This window comes from Acetobacter fabarum, from assembly GCF_011516925.1.
GTDB lineage: Bacteria > Pseudomonadota > Alphaproteobacteria > Acetobacterales > Acetobacteraceae > Acetobacter > Acetobacter fabarum.
On the sequence record NZ_WOTG01000019.1, the window covers coordinates 1 to 19,160 of the forward strand.

18 protein-coding genes and 1 tRNA gene are annotated in these 19,160 nt (G+C 56.0%); 11 read left to right on the top strand and 8 right to left on the bottom strand.

Annotated features, from left to right (window positions below):
* The first annotated feature begins 32 nt into the window (after positions 1-32).
* Positions 33-109, top strand: a tRNA-Met gene (locus GOB83_RS13115).
* Between the two features lie 471 nt (positions 110-580).
* Here GOB83_RS13115 and GOB83_RS13120 read toward each other — a convergent pair.
* The 6 genes from GOB83_RS13120 to GOB83_RS13145 all read right to left on the bottom strand — a co-directional run bounded on the left by GOB83_RS13120 (position 581) and on the right by GOB83_RS13145 (position 6,079).
* A complete protein-coding gene (locus tag GOB83_RS13120) occupies positions 581-751 on the bottom strand; it encodes a metallothionein (protein ID WP_075624995.1) in 171 nt (56 codons plus the stop codon).
* Positions 748-1,074 (bottom strand): ArsR/SmtB family transcription factor, encoded by a 327-nt coding sequence (locus GOB83_RS13125; protein ID WP_228391382.1) that lies wholly within the window; start codon positions 1,072-1,074, stop codon positions 748-750. The genes GOB83_RS13120 and GOB83_RS13125 overlap by 4 nt, the downstream gene beginning before the upstream one ends.
* Positions 1,075-1,198: 124 nt before the next feature.
* Positions 1,199-2,932 carry an ABC transporter ATP-binding protein/permease gene (locus GOB83_RS13130; RefSeq protein WP_006115577.1) on the bottom strand — a complete coding sequence of 578 codons (1,734 nt, stop codon included), beginning with the start codon at positions 2,930-2,932 and terminating at the stop codon, positions 1,199-1,201.
* Positions 2,929-4,851, bottom strand: coding sequence for a threonine--tRNA ligase (gene thrS / locus GOB83_RS13135; protein ID WP_165926412.1), 1,923 nt, complete (start codon positions 4,849-4,851; stop codon positions 2,929-2,931). Before thrS ends, GOB83_RS13130 begins: the two co-directional genes overlap by 4 nt.
* A complete protein-coding gene (locus GOB83_RS13140) occupies positions 4,848-5,354 on the bottom strand; it encodes a Fur family transcriptional regulator (RefSeq protein WP_165926395.1) in 507 nt (168 codons plus the stop codon). Before GOB83_RS13140 ends, thrS begins: the two co-directional genes overlap by 4 nt.
* Positions 5,351-6,079 (bottom strand): DUF1826 domain-containing protein, encoded by a 729-nt coding sequence (locus GOB83_RS13145; protein ID WP_165926396.1) that lies wholly within the window; start codon positions 6,077-6,079, stop codon positions 5,351-5,353. The genes GOB83_RS13140 and GOB83_RS13145 overlap by 4 nt, the downstream gene beginning before the upstream one ends.
* Positions 6,080-6,162: 83 nt before the next feature.
* Between GOB83_RS13145 and folE the strand changes: the two genes are divergently transcribed.
* From folE to cysS, 6 genes are all read left to right on the top strand, one after another.
* The gene (gene folE, locus GOB83_RS13150) at positions 6,163-6,774 is read left to right on the top strand and encodes a GTP cyclohydrolase I FolE (RefSeq protein WP_165926397.1); all 612 of its coding nucleotides are present in this window, start codon (positions 6,163-6,165) and stop codon (positions 6,772-6,774) included.
* Positions 6,771-7,280 carry a phosphoribosyl-AMP cyclohydrolase gene (hisI, locus tag GOB83_RS13155; protein ID WP_165926398.1) on the top strand — a complete coding sequence of 170 codons (510 nt, stop codon included), beginning with the start codon at positions 6,771-6,773 and terminating at the stop codon, positions 7,278-7,280. The genes folE and hisI overlap by 4 nt, the downstream gene beginning before the upstream one ends.
* A 13-nt stretch (positions 7,281-7,293) precedes the next feature.
* A complete protein-coding gene (zigA, locus tag GOB83_RS13160; protein ID WP_165926399.1) occupies positions 7,294-8,523 on the top strand; it encodes a zinc metallochaperone GTPase ZigA in 1,230 nt (409 codons plus the stop codon).
* Positions 8,524-8,559: 36 nt separating this feature from the next.
* Positions 8,560-9,723 carry an S-(hydroxymethyl)glutathione dehydrogenase/class III alcohol dehydrogenase gene (locus GOB83_RS13165; protein ID WP_165926400.1) on the top strand — a complete coding sequence of 388 codons (1,164 nt, stop codon included), beginning with the start codon at positions 8,560-8,562 and terminating at the stop codon, positions 9,721-9,723.
* Between the two features lie 11 nt (positions 9,724-9,734).
* A complete protein-coding gene (locus GOB83_RS13170; protein WP_308445982.1) occupies positions 9,735-10,106 on the top strand; it encodes an LbetaH domain-containing protein in 372 nt (123 codons plus the stop codon).
* A gap of 183 nt (positions 10,107-10,289) precedes the next feature.
* On the top strand, positions 10,290-11,726 hold the full coding sequence (gene cysS, locus GOB83_RS13175) for a cysteine--tRNA ligase (RefSeq protein ID WP_149279798.1): 1,437 nt from the start codon (positions 10,290-10,292) through the stop codon (positions 11,724-11,726).
* A 73-nt stretch (positions 11,727-11,799) separates the two neighbouring features.
* On the opposite strand, the gene GOB83_RS13180 is transcribed toward cysS, so the two are convergent.
* Entirely contained in the window at positions 11,800-12,099 is a 300-nt protein-coding gene (locus GOB83_RS13180; protein WP_035351135.1) for a hypothetical protein, read from the bottom strand.
* A 112-nt stretch (positions 12,100-12,211) separates the two neighbouring features.
* Between GOB83_RS13180 and GOB83_RS13185 the strand changes: the two genes are divergently transcribed.
* From GOB83_RS13185 to GOB83_RS13200, 4 genes are all read left to right on the top strand, one after another.
* Entirely contained in the window at positions 12,212-13,516 is a 1,305-nt protein-coding gene (locus tag GOB83_RS13185; RefSeq protein ID WP_153468924.1) for a hypothetical protein, read from the top strand.
* A 322-nt stretch (positions 13,517-13,838) separates the two neighbouring features.
* The gene (locus tag GOB83_RS13190) at positions 13,839-15,146 is read left to right on the top strand and encodes a hypothetical protein (RefSeq protein ID WP_035353823.1); all 1,308 of its coding nucleotides are present in this window, start codon (positions 13,839-13,841) and stop codon (positions 15,144-15,146) included.
* A 218-nt stretch (positions 15,147-15,364) separates the two neighbouring features.
* Positions 15,365-17,434, top strand: a complete 2,070-nt coding sequence (locus GOB83_RS13195; protein ID WP_035353826.1) for a ParB/RepB/Spo0J family partition protein — start codon at positions 15,365-15,367, stop codon at positions 17,432-17,434.
* Positions 17,435-17,569: 135 nt separating this feature from the next.
* Positions 17,570-18,772 (top strand): DUF932 domain-containing protein, encoded by a 1,203-nt coding sequence (locus GOB83_RS13200; RefSeq protein ID WP_165926401.1) that lies wholly within the window; start codon positions 17,570-17,572, stop codon positions 18,770-18,772.
* Between the two features lie 77 nt (positions 18,773-18,849).
* On the opposite strand, the gene GOB83_RS13205 is transcribed toward GOB83_RS13200, so the two are convergent.
* Entirely contained in the window at positions 18,850-19,143 is a 294-nt protein-coding gene (locus tag GOB83_RS13205; protein ID WP_165926413.1) for an HU family DNA-binding protein, read from the bottom strand.
* Between the last annotated feature and the right edge of the window lie 17 nt (positions 19,144-19,160).

Sequence of the window (19,160 nt, forward strand, 5' to 3'; positions counted from 1 at the left end):
CTAAGCCAAAACAAAATCAGCACTCTCTCAACCGCGGGGTGGAGCAGCCCGGTAGCTCGTCAGGCTCATAACCTGAAGGCCGCAGGTTCAAATCCTGCCCCCGCAACCAGAATTACCAAATAAAATCAAGTCGTTAGCCCGCTCGCAGAGCGGGCTTTCTGCGTTCTGCTCCACGCGCAGGATGCGTATAGGATGCAAACGGGAGTCGTAGTGGGGCGTAAACGGCCCGCGAAATCACAGCTTCACGATCGCGTGATTTTGAGCGGCTGTAGCACCGGGAACGACTTCGGCAGGTAACCGATCTCACCATGTCGAACCATACGGCAGGCTGCTGCCGGGATCATCCCAGATACATCCGCGAAAAGAGGACTTCCCTAAGGTGCCGTGGCACCGGGAATCCTCTCTTTTTTGCTGTCTGGATGAATGCCGATACGGGGGAGGGACGATGACTCCGGTTGGTGCAAGAGGCAGTGTCATCGGGAAGCTATTATGCTGAGAACTCACGTGTCGTCAGCATTCTGTTCGACGACGCAGGTGTAGATATTCCTGCTGACCCCGGAGGCAGCAGGAACAGCCCAGATCAGCCGTGACAGGCGCATCCGGCATGGTGGCATCCGGCTCCATCCTTGTGATGCGTCGCGCAGGCTTCGTCACAATAGATGCGACCATCTTTCTCGACGCCGTTGTTGACGCTGACCACGCACACGCAGTCTGGGCAGGCACATTTTACGGATTCAACGGTAACGCTCATGGGTCTTCTCCTTCGGTAATGGCTTCGTCCACGTCATGCGGTTCAGTGACGTGTTCGATCATGTTGGTCAGCATCTGCCGGACATGACAGTCCGGCAGGTCATAGAACACCTGCTTGCCGTGACGTGTGCCTTTGAGCAGACGCGCACTGCGGAGCAGACGGAGATGATGCGACGTCAATGAAGGACTGAGGTCCAGCGTGTCCGCAATATCTCCAACGCTCATGGGCTGAGAGAGGCATGATGCGACAATCCGCAAGCGGTTCGGATCGCCAAGGAGGCGGAACATTTCTCCGAGTTCAGTGGCATGATCAGCAGTCAGCATCGTTATTCCCAAACACATGAGCATGTATTCATATATCGGTGTGAGGAGAGGGGTGCAAGCATTTTCGTCATAGGAATGATGGCGGAAAGCCGGAAAGAGGAAATGACGACGCGCGCGCCGCCGCTCACTGTGATGGAGCGAAAACCTGAAGATCAATCGTCACAGGATGGCGTTCCTGTAGCGTGATCCGATGCGTGACGGACACAATCGTTACTGACGGGATATGGTCGCGCAGGAGGTCATAGAGCTGGTTTTCAGAAGCGGCATCAAGATTCGATGTCGATTCATCCAGAAACACCCATGCCGGCTGGTTCAGCAGGACGCGACCAAACATCAGACGTTGCTGCTCTCCCGGCGACAGCCGTTCAGCCCATCTGGCCTCGGTATCCCGATCATCGATCAGGGCCGACAGGCCGACCTGCGCGAGGACGGAGCAAAGACGATCATCGGAAACGGTCTCGGGGGAGCGGGGATAGCATAGGGTGGCGCGCAGGGTTCCAAGAGGAAGGTATGGGCTTTGCGGAACGAACATCATCTCCTCCGCAGGCAGTCGTATTGTGCCGCTGGTGAACGGCCAGACACCGGCGAGCGTGCGTAAAAGAGTCGATTTTCCGAGACCTGATGGCCCTAACAGGACAATATCATGTCCTTTGGGCAATGTTATGTTTACCGACGACAGAAGCACCGAATCATCCGGACGGTATATATCCAGATTATCAGTCACAATGTCGCACACGGTCGGCGTAATGTCGCGCGTGGTTTTCCCGATGCCGACGGACGCACGATCCATCGTGCGCTGGAAAGTAGCCAGACGAGTGACATTGGCCCGCCACTCAGTAAGTGACGCGTAGGAGGACCAGATCCATCCGAGTGCGTCCTCGACGCGGGAAAAAGCCTGCACAAGCTGCATCAGCGTACCGAAGGTGATCTTGCCAGCGAAATAGCGGATTGATCCGACGAGAAGAGCAAAATTTCCTGATAATGTTCCCAGACCATCCGTCAGGAATCCAAGCCATTTGGCGCGTTTCATAATCCCGAGGAAGTTGTCGTAGATGACGTCGAATTTCCCGATCAGAAGACGCTTCTCATGATTGGCCCCATCACTGAGAGCGATGCTGGCCGCGTGATCGCGGATATGAACCAGACTGTACCGGAAGTCGGCTTCCGCTTTCTGCTGGGCGATCCGCAGTGGAATCAGGCGACGACCCGTCAGATGCGTGACGGCCGACGCAAAGAGAGAATAAAGAAGGGCGATCCACAGGAAATAGCCTGGGATACGCACGCCGAATATCGAGATCGCACCTGACAGCACCCAGAGTAGGCCGACATAGCTGAACAAAGTGACAAGCCGTGACACGATGTCGAGGAACTGTGCCAAGGTGTCGCGCACGAAACCGTCGATATCTTCCTGGATGCGCTGATCGGGATTATCGCCAACAGCGGTCAGACCGGTTTCCTCTATGGCAATCCGGAAAGCGACGTTCTGGTCAAGCCACTGACTGACCATACGATGTGTGAGCCAGCGCCGCCAGCGCAGTTGCAGCAATTGTTGCAGGTAGGTGGCGTACACCGCCGCCAGCAGGGTAGGAACGGCGATGATGAAGAAGCCGGGGATCAGCATCGTCGGGGTGCGAACGAACCAGAACAGACCACGCAGGAAGGATGTGACGTCTCGCTGCTGCAGCGCGGTATAGAAAATATTCCGCGAAAACGATTGCAGCACATCCGCTCCCACGAGCAGAAGGGTCAGCCCCAGTACGACGCCAAGCAAACCCCACGCAGACTTTCGTTCATCCGAGGTGAAATAGGGGCGGCTCAGATACCAGAGATCCGCGAGAGCAGCGCCTAGTCCTCTCATGTGCCAAAGACCTGGAGCAGGCGGGAGCGGGAGGCGTCAGCCAGCAGGTTGATGGCCGTTTCCATAGCTATTGTTGGTGCATCCGGGTTTCCATACTCCCGGATGGAGACGGTTCCCGCCTGCGCTTCTTTCTTCCCGACGATCAGCAGTACGGGTACTTTCGCGAGACTGTGTTCACGGATCTTATAGGCAATTTTCTCGTTACGCAGATCGGGTACCACGCGGACGCCACGCTGGCGGAGTGCTTTGATCAGATCGTCCGCGTACTCGTCTGCGGCGGCGGTGATTGTCGCCACAACGACCTGAACGGGAGCGAGCCAGAAGGGCAGATGGCCGGCATGGTGTTCAAGGAGAATGCCGATGAAACGTTCCAGCGAACCGAACAGGGCGCGGTGCAGCATGACGGGCGGATGCTTGTCCCCATCCGCGCCGACATAATGCGCGTCCAGACGCTGAGGCAGATTGAGATCGACCTGCACGGTACCGCACTGCCAGTCTCGTCCGATTGCATCACGCAGTACGAATTCCAGCTTGGGGCCGTAAAAGGCGCCTTCCCCCGGATTGCGCGTGTAGGAAAGGCCCGAAGCTTCGACCCCGCGCCGTAACGCGTCCTCTGAGCGATCCCAGATCTCGTCCGATCCGACACGTTTTTCGGGCCGGTCGGAGAATTTGATACGGACATCGTTGAAGCCAAAATCTTTATAGATCGAAAGCACGAGATGGCAGATCCGCTGCGTCTCAGCTTCCATCTGCTCCGGCGTGCAGAAAATATGCGCGTCATCCTGCGTAAATGCCCGCACGCGCATGAGGCCATGCAGCGCCCCTGACGGTTCGAAGCGGTGGACCTTGCCGAATTCAGCCATCCGCAGGGGCAGGTCACGATAACTCTTCAGGCCATGACGGAAAACCTGCACCCCACCGGGGCAATTCATAGGTTTGAGAGCATAGGTGCGGCCTTCGGTTTCGGTGGTGAACATGTTCTCCCCGAATTTTTCCCAGTGGCCGGAAGCCTGCCAGAGAGACAGATCCATAATGTCGGGCGTATTGATCTCTACATAGTTCTCGTCCTGCTGGCGCGCGCGTAAATAAGCAAGAAGCGCCTGGAACAGTGTCCAGCCGTTTGGATGCCAGAATACTGCTCCCGGTGCTTCAGGCTGGAAATGGAACAGATCCATCTCACGCCCGAGACGGCGATGATCACGGCGTGCCGCTTCTTCCTGGCGCTGCTCCCACGCCGCAAGTTCGTCCGCATCACGACAGGCCGTGCCATGAATCCGCTGTAGCATCGGATTGTGCCGGTCACCTTTCCAGTAGGCACCGGCTGTGCCGAGAAGCCGAAAGGCGTGTCCGATCTGCTCGGTGCTAGCGAGATGTGGCCCCCGGCAGAGATCGACGAAGTTGCCCTGTCGGTAAAAGTTCAGGATAGCATCAGCAGGTAGGGACCGGATGATCTCCGCCTTGTAGGGCTGTCGGTTCTCCTGACACCAGGCAAGTGCGCTCTCACGCGTCCATTCTTCCCGGATGATCGCTTCGTCCCGATCGACAATCTCGTGCATACGGGCTTCGATCCGCACGAGATCATCATCCGTGAAAGGGCGCTCAACAGCGAAGTCATAGAAAAATCCCTGCTCCGTGGCAGGTCCTGTCGCAAGGGCGGTGCCGGGAAAGAGTTCGCTGACGGCCTGCGCCAGAACATGGGCGGTGTCATGCCGGATCAGGGAAAGCGCATCGGCGTCCGACCGGAAAACAGGCTCAGAAGGTCGGTCGCCTGACATGATTGCCGAAAGGTCGGAGAGAGCGCCGTCCACACGCCGGGCGAGAACGTCCTTTGGAGAATGTGATGCGGAACGGGAAGCGATGGTGGTCGATGACATGGGAGAACCTTGACGAAGAAGGGCGATGAGAGGGCAGCGGCTCATTTGGGGGCGCGTGTCGGAAGATCGTTCTGTTGGGGGCGTTGCAACGCGGACGAGAAAGAAGGACAGGTACTGCACTGCTTGCAGACGCCCTGTACTTCCATCACCCGGTGCCTGACCTGGAATCCAAGGGTTTCGGCTGCGCTGTCGATCTGCTGGCACGATGAGGTGGTTTCCACCGCCTGTGCGGCGCCACATCGGTCGCAGATACAGTAGATGAGGCGCGACGGATCGCCTGTCCGTATCCGCACGAAGGCATTTCGACTTTCGAGCCGCCCGACGAGTCCGTCAGCGATCAGCTTTTCCAGGGCTCGATAAATTGTAGGTGGGGCAACTCGGCGGCGATCCGGATGACTGACACACCGGAGGATATCGTAAGCTGACAACGGGAAGTCTGTTTCCGTCAGCGCGTCGAGCACGTCACTCAGCAAAGAGGTGATCCGGCCATTCGGGGCATAGGAAACCTGTGGGACGCCGCGAGAAGGCTGCGTGACACGTTCTGTCATCGGGAAACCGTATCCATCACAAGGATTGGCCCCGGCATCGCGCCGTTTGGGACACTGGCCGGGAGACGATGGAGGCAGCCAGGTTCGCCTTCAGCTGCCCCCTTGATAAACGCAACGGCGAAAGGCAACAGGGCACTGACAATGCCGCTCTTCGGGTCCTGACTGCCGCACCACTCCGCCCCGGTGCGCCCATAGCCGCAGATCAGCCTGAGTACATCGGGGGGCAACTCGAACGTAGCCTCACCACTGGGGGGCGTCATCAGTCGGATGTGCTGCCGGACGCCGCCCGTCAGAGCACCGAACAGAGAGGACAGATCCCTGACATCAGTCAGAATGACGGGAGGCCAATCCTGACGCACAGCCGGGGTCGCAAGGCAATCCGCGATCTCCGAAGGCGTGCCGAAGAGAGTGAGGGGAGATGAGGAACTCGACCACTCTGTGAGGGATATCTCCCATGCCATCGGAACCCTGCGGCCCCATACGACCATATCGACATCGGGCCGTTGCAGATCCATCACGACGGCCGCGTGAGCACACGCAACCACATGCGGTGCGGGACAGGCTAAGGCGGCGTCTTCTGGCGTATCGATCTTTGGCGCGGGCCAGCTCTCCATGAACAACATGGCACCGGGATGACCCTGATCGTTGAAGACTGGAGATTCTGGTTTTGGCGATGAGAAACGTGAGATTTCCGCCGTTGGATGAGGCTGTGTGGAAATAGGCATGGCTCCGGAGCTTGACGGGAAGTGGATGATGTCCATAATGTTATATTATAACATAACATAGTCAATGGCGGTATGAGGGCTGAATGGACGCACTGATTGAAACGCCCCGGAAAGTGCGGGCGCGACCGACACGGGCTCAGGCGGAAGAGGCGGTGCGGACTCTGCTCGCCTGGACCGGTGACGATCCCGATCGTGAGGGGCTTGTCGGCACGCCTGACCGTGTGGTGCGGGCCTATGAGGAGTTTTTCGAGGGATATCAGGACGATCCGGTCGCCCTTCTGGAGCGGACCTTCGAAGAGACCGGAAACTATAACGAAATGGTGGTGCTGCGTAACATCCGGCTGGAATCCCATTGTGAACATCATATCATTCCGCTGATCGGCAAGGCGCATGTGGCTTACCTGCCCGACAGGCGGGTGGTCGGTATCAGCAAGCTGGCGCGTCTCGTGGACGTCTTCGCCCATCGTCTCCAGATTCAGGAAAAACTGACGGCCCAGATCGCCGACACGATCCAGAGCGTCCTTCAGCCGCGCGGCGTCGCGGTCGTGATCGACGCGGCGCACCAGTGCATGACCACACGTGGCGTACACAAACCGGGCGTGAGCATGGTCACCAGCCGCCTGCTGGGCGAGTTCGAGACGTCGGAATCCTTGCGTCGCCAGTTCTTCGCCATGGCGGGAATAGGGGGCCTATGATGGGCGAAGCTCTCCCTTCTGCATCAACAGCGTTCCAACCTCGTGTCTCTATCGAGCAGGTCGAGGAAGGAACCGATCTCGCCCCGCGTTTCGACGTCAGGGGACTGCTGACCGTGGTCACGACGGACGCAGAGAGTGGGGATGTGATGATGGTCGGCGTCATGAACGCCGAGGCGCTCGCCCGCACCATCGAAACCCGCGAGGCGCATTACTGGAGCCGAAGTCGCCAGTGCCTCTGGCGGAAAGGGGGTACGAGCGGGCTGATCCAGCATGTCATCGAAATGCGGATCGACGACGATCAGGACGCGGTCTGGTTGCGCGTGCGCACCGCGGGCACAGGAGCGAACTGCCATGTGGGTTATCGAAGCTGTTTTTACCGGCGTGTCGATCTCCCTGCTGATGAAGTCATTTCGGCGTCACTGGCTGAACTCGTCTTTTGCGAAACGCACAAAACCTTCGATCCGGTCGCCGTCTATGGCGACGCCCCGAACCCGACGCAGCTCTAGAGGAGAAACACCTATGGACAACAGACTTCCCGTCACCGTGCTGTCCGGCTTTCTGGGCGCGGGCAAGACGACCCTGCTCAATCATGTGCTGAATAACCGGCAGGGCTATAAGGTCGCGGTCATCGTAAATGACATGAGCGAGGTCAATATCGACGCCGATCTGGTGCGCGAGGGCGGCAGCAATCTGTCGCGCACCGATGAGAAGCTGGTCGAAATGACCAATGGCTGCATTTGCTGCACGCTGCGCGATGATCTGTTGCAGGAAGTGCGGCGGCTCGCGGAGGAAAAGAAATTCGATTATCTGCTCATTGAATCCACGGGCATCGCTGAGCCGCTGCCCGTCGCGGCGACGTTCGAATTCCGTGACGAGAATGACGTCAGCCTGAGCGATATCGCACGGCTCGATACGATGGTGACGGTCGTGGACGCAGTCAATCTCCTGTGCGACTATTCCTCCAGTGACTTCCTGAAGGATCGGGGCGAAACAGCCGGGGAGGACGACGAGCGCGCACTGGTCGATCTGCTCGTCCAGCAGATCGAGTTTGCCGATGTCGTGGTGATCAACAAGGTCTCTACCGCCACGCCGGATCAGGTGGACGCGGCGCGGAAGATCATTCGTGCGCTGAATTCAGACGCCGATATTATCGAGACCGATATGGGGCGGGTTCCTGTTGAACGGATCCTGAATACCGGGCGTTTCGATTACGACAAGGCGCACCAGCATCCGTTGTGGTTCAAGGAACTTTACGGGTTTGCCAATCATGTTCCTGAAACGGACGAATATGGCATTCGCAATTTCGTCTACCGGGCACGGCGTCCGTTCGAGCCCGCAAAATTCCAGGCCTTTCTTGACCGGAACTGGCCGGGTGTCGTGCGCGCCAAAGGTCATTTCTGGCTGGCCACGCGCCCGGACTGGGTAGGCGAAATGAGTCAGGCCGGAGCCCTTGTGCGGAGCGAAGCGATGGGGTTGTGGTGGGCCGCGATTCCGAAAAACCAGTGGCCGGACAGCGATCAGTGGCGGGATTTCGTTCTGGGGAACTGGGATTCCGTCTATGGCGACCGGCGGCAGGAAATCGTCTTCATCGGCACGGCGGAGATGGATGAAGCAGGACTGCGCCGGGACCTTGATGCCTGTCTTGTGCCGGATCTCGGAGATACCCCTTTCGAGCCGTCACGCTACGCACGCCTCCCCGATCCTTTTCCGGTCTGGCGTCGCCAGTCGGAAAGTCTTGAGCCGGCCTGAACGAGTAATCATACATCATTATTGAGGACTATTTTCATGAAAACCCGAGCTGCTATTGCGTGGGAACCTAACATGCCGCTTGAGATCGATCTGGTTGATCTCGAAGGTCCGAAAGACGGCGAGGTGCTGGTTCGTATCGTGACGACGAGCCTGTGTCATACAGATATGTTCACCCTGTCGGGGCATGATCCGGAAGGACGCTTTCCGTGTATTCTCGGCCATGAAGGGGTGGGTATTGTCGAGGATGTCGGCAAAGGCGTCACCTCAGTTGCCCCAGGTGATCATGTCATTCCGCTCTATATTCCCGAAGACCCGAACTGCCCGATGATCCGCTCGGGCAAGACCAATCTCTGCTCAACCATCCGCGAGACACAGGCGCTTGGGCTGATGCCCGACGGCACCAGCCGTTTTTCATACAAGGGCCGCCAGATCTTTCATTACATGGGCACCAGCACGTTCAGCGAATACACCGTGCTTCCGGAAATTGCCGTGGCGAAGATCACCAAAGATGCGCCGCTTGCCAAAGCCAGCGTCATGGGGTGCGCCGTCCCGACAGGTATGGGAGCCGTGCGGAATGCCGCGAAGGTGGAAGCGGGCTCGACCGTGGCTGTCTTTGGTCTCGGCGCGATCGGCATGGCCGTCATTCAGGGGGCTGTCATGGCCGGTGCCTCAAGGATCATCGGCATCGACACCAATCCGGCGAAGTTCCTGCTGGCCCGAAATCTGGGTGCGACCGATCTCGTCAATCCGACCGATCATACCGACCCGATCCAGAAGGTGATCGTCGAGATGACGGGCGGCGGAGTGGATTATTCCTTCGAGGCGATTGGTCGCGTCGATGTCATGCGGGCGGCCCTTGAGTGTTGCCATAAAGGCTGGGGTGAATGCACGGTCATAGGTGTTGCCGGGGCTGGCGAGGAAATCTCGACGCGGCCTTTCCAGTTGATCACGGGGCGCGTCTGGCGGGGCACGGCTTTTGGGGGCGTAAAAGGGCGTTCGCAGTTACCCGGCATGGTCGATGAATGGCTTGCGGGCAAGTTCAGCGTTGATCCCTACATCACCCACAACATGACGCATGACCGGATCAATACGGCATTTGATCTTCTTCATCGGGGAGAGGCCATTCGCTCTGTCATGCACTATCAGCCGGGCGAAACCCTGTCGAATGACCTGCCCGGCGAAATTCTGGCCGATCTTTAAGGAGACGAAACGTGGCTATGCTGAGACCCAATCCGCGTGGTGATTTCCCCGTAGTTTCTGAAAGCGCCTTTGTCGACCCGACCGCGATCCTTTGCGGTCATGTGATTGTCGAGGACGATGTCTTCATCGGCCCCTATGCCGTTATTCGTGCCGATGAAGCCGATGAAAATGGCCATGTCGAGCCCATCCGGATCGGGAGTGGATCGAACATTCAGGATGGTGTTGTCATCCACTCGAAAGATGGTGCGGCCGTGACAATCGGATCGCGCACTTCAATCGCCCATCGCTCGATCATTCACGGTCCCTGCGGAGTTACTGATGTTTCGACGTTGGGATCAGGATGTGTGGTCTTCGACGCCTTACCTGTTCAATGTGACCTATGACGAACGAACGGGTGTTTTGACCTCCTTGTACAGGGAGGATGCCTTGGGCGATTGCGGCACATGGACGGTCTGGCGTGCCGACTGGGGCCACTTCATCATGCGAAGCCTGGAAGCCAAGACGGTATGTGATGGACATGAAGGTCCATACCGTCTGATTTATTCTTCAGAAGGAGATCATCCGTCATGACGCAGACAGGCGACGGCCAGAAGAATGCTCACCCTCTGCGGCTCACGAACACACTGTCTGGCAGCAAGCAGATTTTCGTACCGCGTGATCCGAACCGGGTCACGATGTATGTCTGTGGACCGACCGTCTATAACTACGCCCATCTTGGGAATGCGCGTTCGGCTGTAGTTTTCGATCTGCTGTATCGTATTTTACGACACTCCTACGGATGTGTCCTGTACGCCCGTAATTTCACCGATGTCGACGATAAGATCAACGCCGAGGCGGTCCGCACGGGGCAACCGATCGGGGCGATCACCGATCGGTTTATCAGTGCCTATCATGCTGACATGGCGGCTCTCGGTGTTCTGCGGCCAGATTTCGAGCCGCGTGTGACGGAGCACCTCTCCGACATCATCGCCCTGATCGACCGGTTACTTGAAGCAGGTCATGCCTATCAGGCGGCGGGACATGTTCTGTTCCACGTCCCGTCCTTCGCCGATTATGGCCGACTGTCGGGGCGGAGCCGCGAGGATGTCATTGCGGGAGCGAGAGTGGAGGTTGCGCCGTTCAAACGTGACCCGGCCGATTTTGTTCTATGGAAGCCGTCCTCGGATGACGCGCCGGGCTGGGAAAGTCCGTGGGGGCGGGGACGGCCTGGATGGCATATTGAATGCTCCGTAATGACGGAGCATTGTCTCGGTCTGCCGATCGATCTTCATGGCGGCGGTCAGGATCTGATTTTTCCGCATCATGAAAATGAGATCGCACAGAGTGTGAGCGCGCGAAACGGTGCTGCTTATTGCGATTTTTGGGTGCATAATGGCTTCGTTACCGTTGACGGGCGCAAAATGTCGAAGTCTCTCGGAAATGTTGTTCTCGCGCACGATCTTCTGAAACGCCACGATGGTCAGACGATCCGCCTTGCTCTTCTGTCCGCCCATTACCGCCAGCCCCTAGACTGGTCAGATAAACTTCTGACAGGGTCAGGTCGTGCGCTTTCACGTCTGAAGCGTCTGCTGGCGGACACAGTTGCGCCGGATGATGGGGATGCGGTGGAGGCGATCAGCCACAATCCTGTTGTCCTGGCCCTGGAAGACGATCTCAATACGCCGATGGCGCTCAGCGGGCTTTTCGGGATTGCCCGCAAACTTCGCCACACTGACCCCGGCGAGAAACGCTCTCGGTTGAGACATGAACTCGTTGCCGCGTTATCACTGCTGGGCCTCGACCTCGAGAACGACGGTTTGGAAATCAGACGTCATGGGATCAATGCAACACATGATGCGGTCGTGGCGGATATGGTGGCGCAACGTGATGCGGCGCGTCGTCGGAAAGATTATGAAGAAGCGGATCGTCTACGCGCTGCGTTGCAGGTGCAGGGTGTCGCCCTCGACGACACGCACGAAGAGACGCGGTGGGTGATGACTCGGCCTTCTTCTGATTACCCCTGAAAGTCTTACCTGCGTGGAGTGGTCACCGCGAGAACAAAGGCGGCGGCGGTTGCAAAACCATGCGCGAAAGACGTCATTCAGAAGACTCTGGCCGGACGGGGCTGTTAGAAGCAGTTTTGGGGTGTCTGATGGCGGCGCACCGGACGGCGTCGCCGATGCCATTTTTCGATAGAGTCTTCTTAAGCGACGCAACGGCGCGCGCACTCATGACCGTTCCGAGAAGCGCGATACGGATCGTCATGGCATGAATTACACCGGCATCATTGGCTAAGCGACTGATCTCAATGAAGCCCCGCGCACCATGAGCTACAGTCACCATCAGGCCGTATAACTCAACTGCACCTTCGCTGGCGCCGAGTGCCTCGAATGGCATGATCGCATGACCGATGAGTACAGGTTCGACCCGCTCACCGGGAACTTTCTTCCGGTCGATCTCTTCGATAAAGCCGTGACAACACGTTCGTGGAGATCCAGAGACAATGTGCGTGATGACATCTACAACCGGCCCCTATCTCGGCTGTCATCTTGAATCAGATCATCACCAATTTTGGAATCCCAACCGATTCATTCAGCGCAGAAAACGCTCTAGTTGCCATTTCCCTGTGATTGCCAGAAAAACAAAAATCATCTTAAATCGGCTTATGGGTAGTTTTTCACTGGATGAGACGCGCCAAAACGCACTACGAGCAATCTCTCCTATAGAGAAGTTGCAGGTGCCTTCGCGCAGTTCTGGAAAGCTGGTCGTGTTTAGGGGAATACCTTCCCACGATTACTACCTCGTTTTCTTTCTGTTCGTAGATCTTCTTGGTTTCAAATATTTAGGCCCATTTGAGAAGGTCGCATACATTATCCAGCTTGATTTCGAAGGACAACAATACAGCATTGTATACGCAAAGTTTGGAATGCGAATTGAATGTTCCGAAGGTGGTAATCCAGAGGCTGTCTATGCAGCGGTAAAGAGGGGAATTAAAGCTGCAAGACCTTACTACCTTTGGCGAGCAAAAGAGGCGTCCACTACTTCTAACCTAAACCTTGAATCAAAGTGCCCTCAGCTTTGGGAGAAGTACGTTTTCCTAAAAGAGCAAAGTAAAATGCTCTTGGAAAAATTTGAATCCGAAAAAGAAAATCGTGTCGTAGAAAAAGGCTACGATGAAGAAGGCTCTTTAAATTGGACTACAATTTCTTTTCCTGCTTATGACTTTCGTAAGCAATCAGTTTGGCTGCATGAAACCGCTGTAGATGCATTCTTCTGCTGGTGTGAGCAAGCTCTTGTCCATATTGCGGTCCTGATGTGTAAATTGACGACTGGAAAGGAAATCGCTGATTTGCTTCGACGCGAATTTGGAGAAAAGTGCAAATTAGTTTTCGACCTATCAGTCTCTGATGACAAGTTAGTTTATGATGAAATTTTGGACTTGAGAACTGAATTGCGTAACTACGTCGCACACGGATCCTTTGGAAAAGATGGTTCGACTTTTCAGTTTCACTCGCGTGTTGGCTCGGTACCTCTGAAAATATTGGACAACGACAATCGTTCCGAATTTCGGTTTGGAACTTATAACGTGAGGAACTGGGAAAATGACTATGCGCGAATAGAGCGTTTCCTGAGCCAACTGTGGTCAATGGGTAGAGGGCCGGCAAGACAATACCTCGAAACTGGATTCCCATGCGTTCTCACGCTCGCAACGGATGGAACATATCAGCAGGCGATGAAAAGCGACGAAGAAATGGGGAAATTTATCGAGGTCTGGGCCCACATGATTGATGACTCAGCCAATATGGACTTTTGAATTTCTTTTCCTTGCATCTCTACTATTAGGTCGGAACGCAGCATCAGTCGGGTCTCGCACCACATGATAGATGGCTGTTTTCGGGAGTTTAGAGCCTGTTCGGAAAATTATGGGTGAGCATTTCAGCGTATGAGATTGGCATCCGTGGATCCGTAGCGACGAAGATCGTGGCCGGTAACGCGGAAATCGTTATTCCGACTAGCGGTTCGTTTCCTGCATAGCGAACATGAGGTAATCAGTATTTTTCAGATACTTGATTGCAGATAATATCTAAATATAAATTTATTCCAATTATTAATATATAAAAAGGGATATGTGTTCGATGAGCTTTAAAAAGCACTTTAAAGAAATTGGTCTAGCCTATCTCGGGGCGATTGAGGGGGCCGTTGGGTGCCCAATCGATGCAAATTATACTGGCAAAACCTATTTGATATCCGATTTGAATGCCACCTTGCAAAGGTTCTACAGTGAGTGGTCTACAGAGAGCATTTCTGTTCGTTATGGTGAAGTGATAGATAAAAATATAGGTGGTGAAGATAAAAGCATAGGTAATTTAAATTCTGCAGCTTCTATTGATAATGGATTGAGAGAAAAGTGCAGAGATGATCCTGGTATTTTTTTAATAATGAACTTGAAAGATATAGAAAAAATTAGATCTTTGTTGATGTTTGCAGATGCGATATTTTTTTGGGACCCTTTTGAGGAGACATTTTCCCAGAAAAATCAAATTGATAGTGGTGTTGCTGGGTTGGGATTGTCTTTACTCGCACCGGTAAGATCCCTAATTGCAGAAGGATTATTAATTCCTGCACAAATTGGAATGACAAAATCATCTGAAAGTGAACAAGCGGAAGGCGTAGAATTTGATTCGCAACTGATGTGGCAAGGAGCTCTTAGCCCTAAAGAATTTGTAAATCGATTAACGGATACTTCTGAAAAGAAGTATGAATTGTCGGTTCCTGAAGGAATATTGGCGGCCAAAGGATACCGGGGGCATGCTGAAAACAAAATGGCAAGTTTAATTATGCCAGATGTTGTTATCCCAGTAATGGATTATGAAAGTATTTCTAAATATGAGGAATTTTGTAAAAATTCTGATCGTCATTTAACATATCGAGAATTAGAATATATTTACCAAAGCCTTCCTTTTGAAACAGGTTTCATTCTTGATCCAACTAAGCTCACCAATGAAATTCTTTTGGATCTTCGTGAAAGAGATAGCATTTTTTGTGCAATGCGAACGGCTATTCTAACTGCTATAGAAAATTATGAAAAACATATTGGCGAGGACGACGCTGCAAAGTTCATACAAGAGTTCAATGTTGAAATACAGTTGGCGTTTAGAGAACTGAAAGAAAAGGCTTTAGTCTCAAATACATGGAAAGAGTATGTAGATGAAAGTCGTTCATTTTCCACTCGTTTCCTTGCGAAATCAATACCTAATTTAGTAAACGGAACAGTTATCTCTGATATGATGGAGTCACTGACAAACTCTGGAATCACATCAATTGGCAATGTATTGGCTGCTTCATTGAAGACCTATTCTCGCTATAGAAATACAAAAATTTTCATGGATGTTGCTGCGTCTATTCGTGAAAGCCACAGTCAAAATGATATAGTGAGAGTTTAATAAAGAAGATGAGCATGAAGAGAAACTATTCTGGCTTTCTCTGATATTTCCTATAGCGGACATTCCGTCTCCCCTCCATTGCCGAAATTTTTCGGCCGATAATAGGGGGCGGGGTGGCGTGAGTGTAGCAGTCAGAGACAGAGGGCTGCGCGAATTTTCGTGACGGGTTGAGAGGGTAGGGGAGAGTCTCCTATCCGCCCGTCATGGAGTTTTTCGCAATGGCGACCGCTATTCCCAAAATCAGCCTGAGTTCGTCCCGCGACATCCCGTTCAACCGGCTGGTGCTGTCGCAGTCCAACGTGCGGCGGGTAAAGTCCGGCCTGTCGATCGAGGAACTGGCCCGCGACATCGAGCGTCGCGGGCTGCTGCAGAGCCTGAATGTCCGTCCCGTGCTTGATGGCGAAGGGGCCGAGACCGGCACTTACGAAGTCCCTGCCGGCGGACGGCGCTTTCGCGCGCTCGAACTGCTGGTGAAGCAGAAGAAACTGGCGAAGACCGCCCCCGTGCCCTGCGTCGTGCGCGAGGCCGGATCGGCCATTCTCGCCGAGGAGGATTCCCTGGCCGAGAATGTCCAGCGGCTGGCCCTGCATCCGCTGGACCAGTTTCGCGCCTTTCGCGACATGCTGGAAAAGGGCATGTCCGAAGATGAAATTGCCGCCGCGTTCTTCGTGACACCTGCTGTTGTCAAACAGCGCCTGCGGCTGATGACCGTGTCCGACAAGCTGCTTGAGGTCTACGAGCAGGATGGCATGCGACTGGAACAGTTGATGGCCTTTTCCATCAGCGACGACCACGCGCGGCAGGAACAGGTCTGGGAGATCGTATTTCAGAACCATAACCGCGAACCCTATGTCATCCGCCGTATGTTGACCGAAAAGACCGTTCGGGCCTCGGACGCACGCGCCCGTTTCGTGGGGCTGAACGCCTATCTCGCAGCAGGTGGTGCTATCATGCGCGACCTGTTCGAAGCCGATGATGGTGGCTGGCTGCAGGATCCGGCCATTCTGGACAGGCTGGTCATGGAAAAACTGCATACAGCCGCTGAGGATATCCGCGCTGAGGGCTGGAAATGGGTCGAAACGTCCCTGTCGTTTCCATGGGGGCACACACGGCAGTTCGCGGAAATTGATGGCACGGAAGTGCCACTCTCTGATGAAGAAACCGCCCGTCTCGAAGCCCTGCGTGTCGAGCAGGAAACCATAGAAGCAGAATACGCTCAGGCCGATGAATACCCTGACGAGGTCGATGCACGGCTGGGCGGGATTGAACAGGCGATCCTTGCCCTGGAGGAACGGCCTCTGGCGTTCGATCCTGCCGACATGGCGCGGGCAGGGGCTTTCGTCAGCCTCGCCAGCGATGGCACATTGCAGGTGGAGAGGGGGTTCGTGTTGCCCGAGGACATGCCGACCGAGCCCGACGATGCTGATGCCGGCGGTGCCGATAGATACGATCATGCCGCGTATGATGGGCGGGATGAACATATTGCTGGTTATGGCAGCGATGCCGGCGATACTACCGCTCCCGACGTTGAACCCGAGGAAGAAGACGGGATCAAACCACTGCCTGACCGGCTGCTGACCGAACTGACGGCCTGGCGCACGCTGGCGCTGCGGGACGCGTTTGCCAGCAATCCGCACATTGCCCTGACCGAATTCCTACACACGCTTGTGCGGGATGTTTACTGGCAGACACCGGGGGCTGACTGCCTGGAAGCCTATGTCCGGGAAATCCCGCTGCCCGTCCATTCGCCGGATATGCCGGGCAGCCTTCCAGCCCATGGGCTACGGCAGCGCAACGAGGGCTGGAAGCACGATCTGCCTGAGGACGAGGACGCACTGTGGCGCTGGATCGACGGGCTGGACGACACCAGTCGCATGGCATTGCTGGCGCACTGCCTGTCTTTCGGGGTTAACGCGCTTTATGAGCGTATGCCTTCGTATGGGGCCGTGTCGCAGCGCAGCGTGACCGAACGCCTCAAACGGGTAGACCGTCTGGCATTGGCCCTCAGCCTCGACATGGTGGCGGCGGGCTGGCAGCCGACGGTGGAGAACTATCTCGGCCGGGTGACCAAGGCGCGTATCCTGCAGGCGGTGCGGGAAGCGCGCGGTGACGATGCGGCTGACCGCATTGCCCACCTGAAGAAGCCCGACATGGCGCGCGAGGCCGAGCGGCTGCTCGATGGTTCTGGCTGGTTGCCCGAAGCGTTGCGCACGACAAATGGTGCGGAGCAAATGTCGGTTGAAACGACAACGGTGGGCGAAGACGTGGAGGCCATCGCCGCCGAATAAAACGATGGGTTTTGGGATTGTGAGACAGCGGCTTCCGATGCCCGGAAGCCGCTTTTTTATGTCAGGCACCCCGGAAAGAGGGAGAGGGCGGCTTCGCCTTTGGTGCCGAATAACCGGCATAGAGGAGAGTTTTCCATGACCACGACCACCATCCTGCCCCCAGCACCCCGTGGCGCCGCGTCCGGTGGCTTCCGGATCGATCTTTCGCGTGGGGAGCGCAATGCCCGAGTATCGTCCGAATGGTTCTCGCGATCCGATGACGAACGCTATCTGTCGCTGTCCGACCTGCATGCTGCGACCTTGGCGCGGGCAGATCGGGCCACGGCCCGCACGGTGGAAAGCCGCGCCATTCGCGTGGAAGCGTCCCGCGACAATGCCGAACGCCTGACGCTGACCGTGCCGGGACAGAATGAGCCGATCGCACCCACACACTGGTCGTTCGGCCAGATGTGCAGCCTAGTCGGCGCGCCGTCGTCCTACCTGCGTAACCTTCCGGCCCCGCTGGCAGCGATCAACCTGCAGCACGGCCTGCTGTCGCACCGCGCCGAACTGGTGAAAACACTGGAAACCGAAGACGGGCGCGTCGAGCTGCGCGCCGTAACCGGTCCTGATTATGGCCGCATCTGGGACCATGAACTGGTGGGTGCCGTGCGGAAGATCGCCGGCGACGGCACAGGCGATACCAACTGGAAGGTGCCCGGTGTGATTGACTGGGCGACCATGACCCATAATCCGTACGTGGACATCACGAAGGAAACCACGACGCTCTACGCATCTGATCGCGACGTATTCCTGTTCCTTGTGGACGATACGCATCCGATCGAGGCGGGACGCCTGCCCAATGGCGATCCTGATCTCTATTTCCGGGGCTTCTACGCCTGGAATTCGGAAGTCGGCAGTAAAAGTCTTGGCATTGCGTCCTTCTACCTGCGCGGAGTGTGCCAGAACAGGATGCTCTGGGGTGTGGAAAATTTCGAACAGATCACCATCCGGCATAGCAAGTTTGCCGCTTCGCGTTTCGTGCATCAAGCCACGCCGGCGCTCCGGAGTTTCGCCACGGCCAGTCCGACCTCGTTCATCTCGGGCATTCAGGCCTCACGTCGCGCTCTGGTGGCGAAGAACGATGATGATCGTGAAACGTTCTTACGTCGTCGCGGGTTCTCGAAACCGGAAACCACGAAGATCATCGAAACGGTGCTGCACGAGGAAGGGCGCAAGCCCGAGAGCGTGTTCGATTTCGTGCAGGGCATTACCGCACTGGCATGGACGAAGACCAATCAGGACACACGCCTCGATCTGGAGGGAAGGGCGCGCAAGCTGATGGAGAAGGTCGGATGAAGCCGGTCATCATCAGAAACTGGCGTGATGGGGAAGGGGCGGCGGACGAGGTCCGCCGCCTTTCACCTGTCAGCAGGTCAGTCGTTCAGGCTGTCCTTGAGCGCCTTGGCAGGCGTGAAGGCCAGCTTGCGCGAGGCCGCAATCTGGATGGTCGCGCCCGTGGCCGGGTTGCGGCCTTCGCGGGCGGCGACTTCTTTCACCTTGAACTTGCCGAAGTTCGGCAGGGTGATGTCGTCACCCGCTTTGGCAGCGGCGGTCATGGTGTCGATCAGGGCGTCCAGCACCTTGAGGGTATCGGTCTTGCTCGTGTCCGTGGTGGTGGCGATATGATCGACCAGATCGGCAATCTTCATGGAACTATCCTTCGTTATCTGTCGGGCCGGAACCC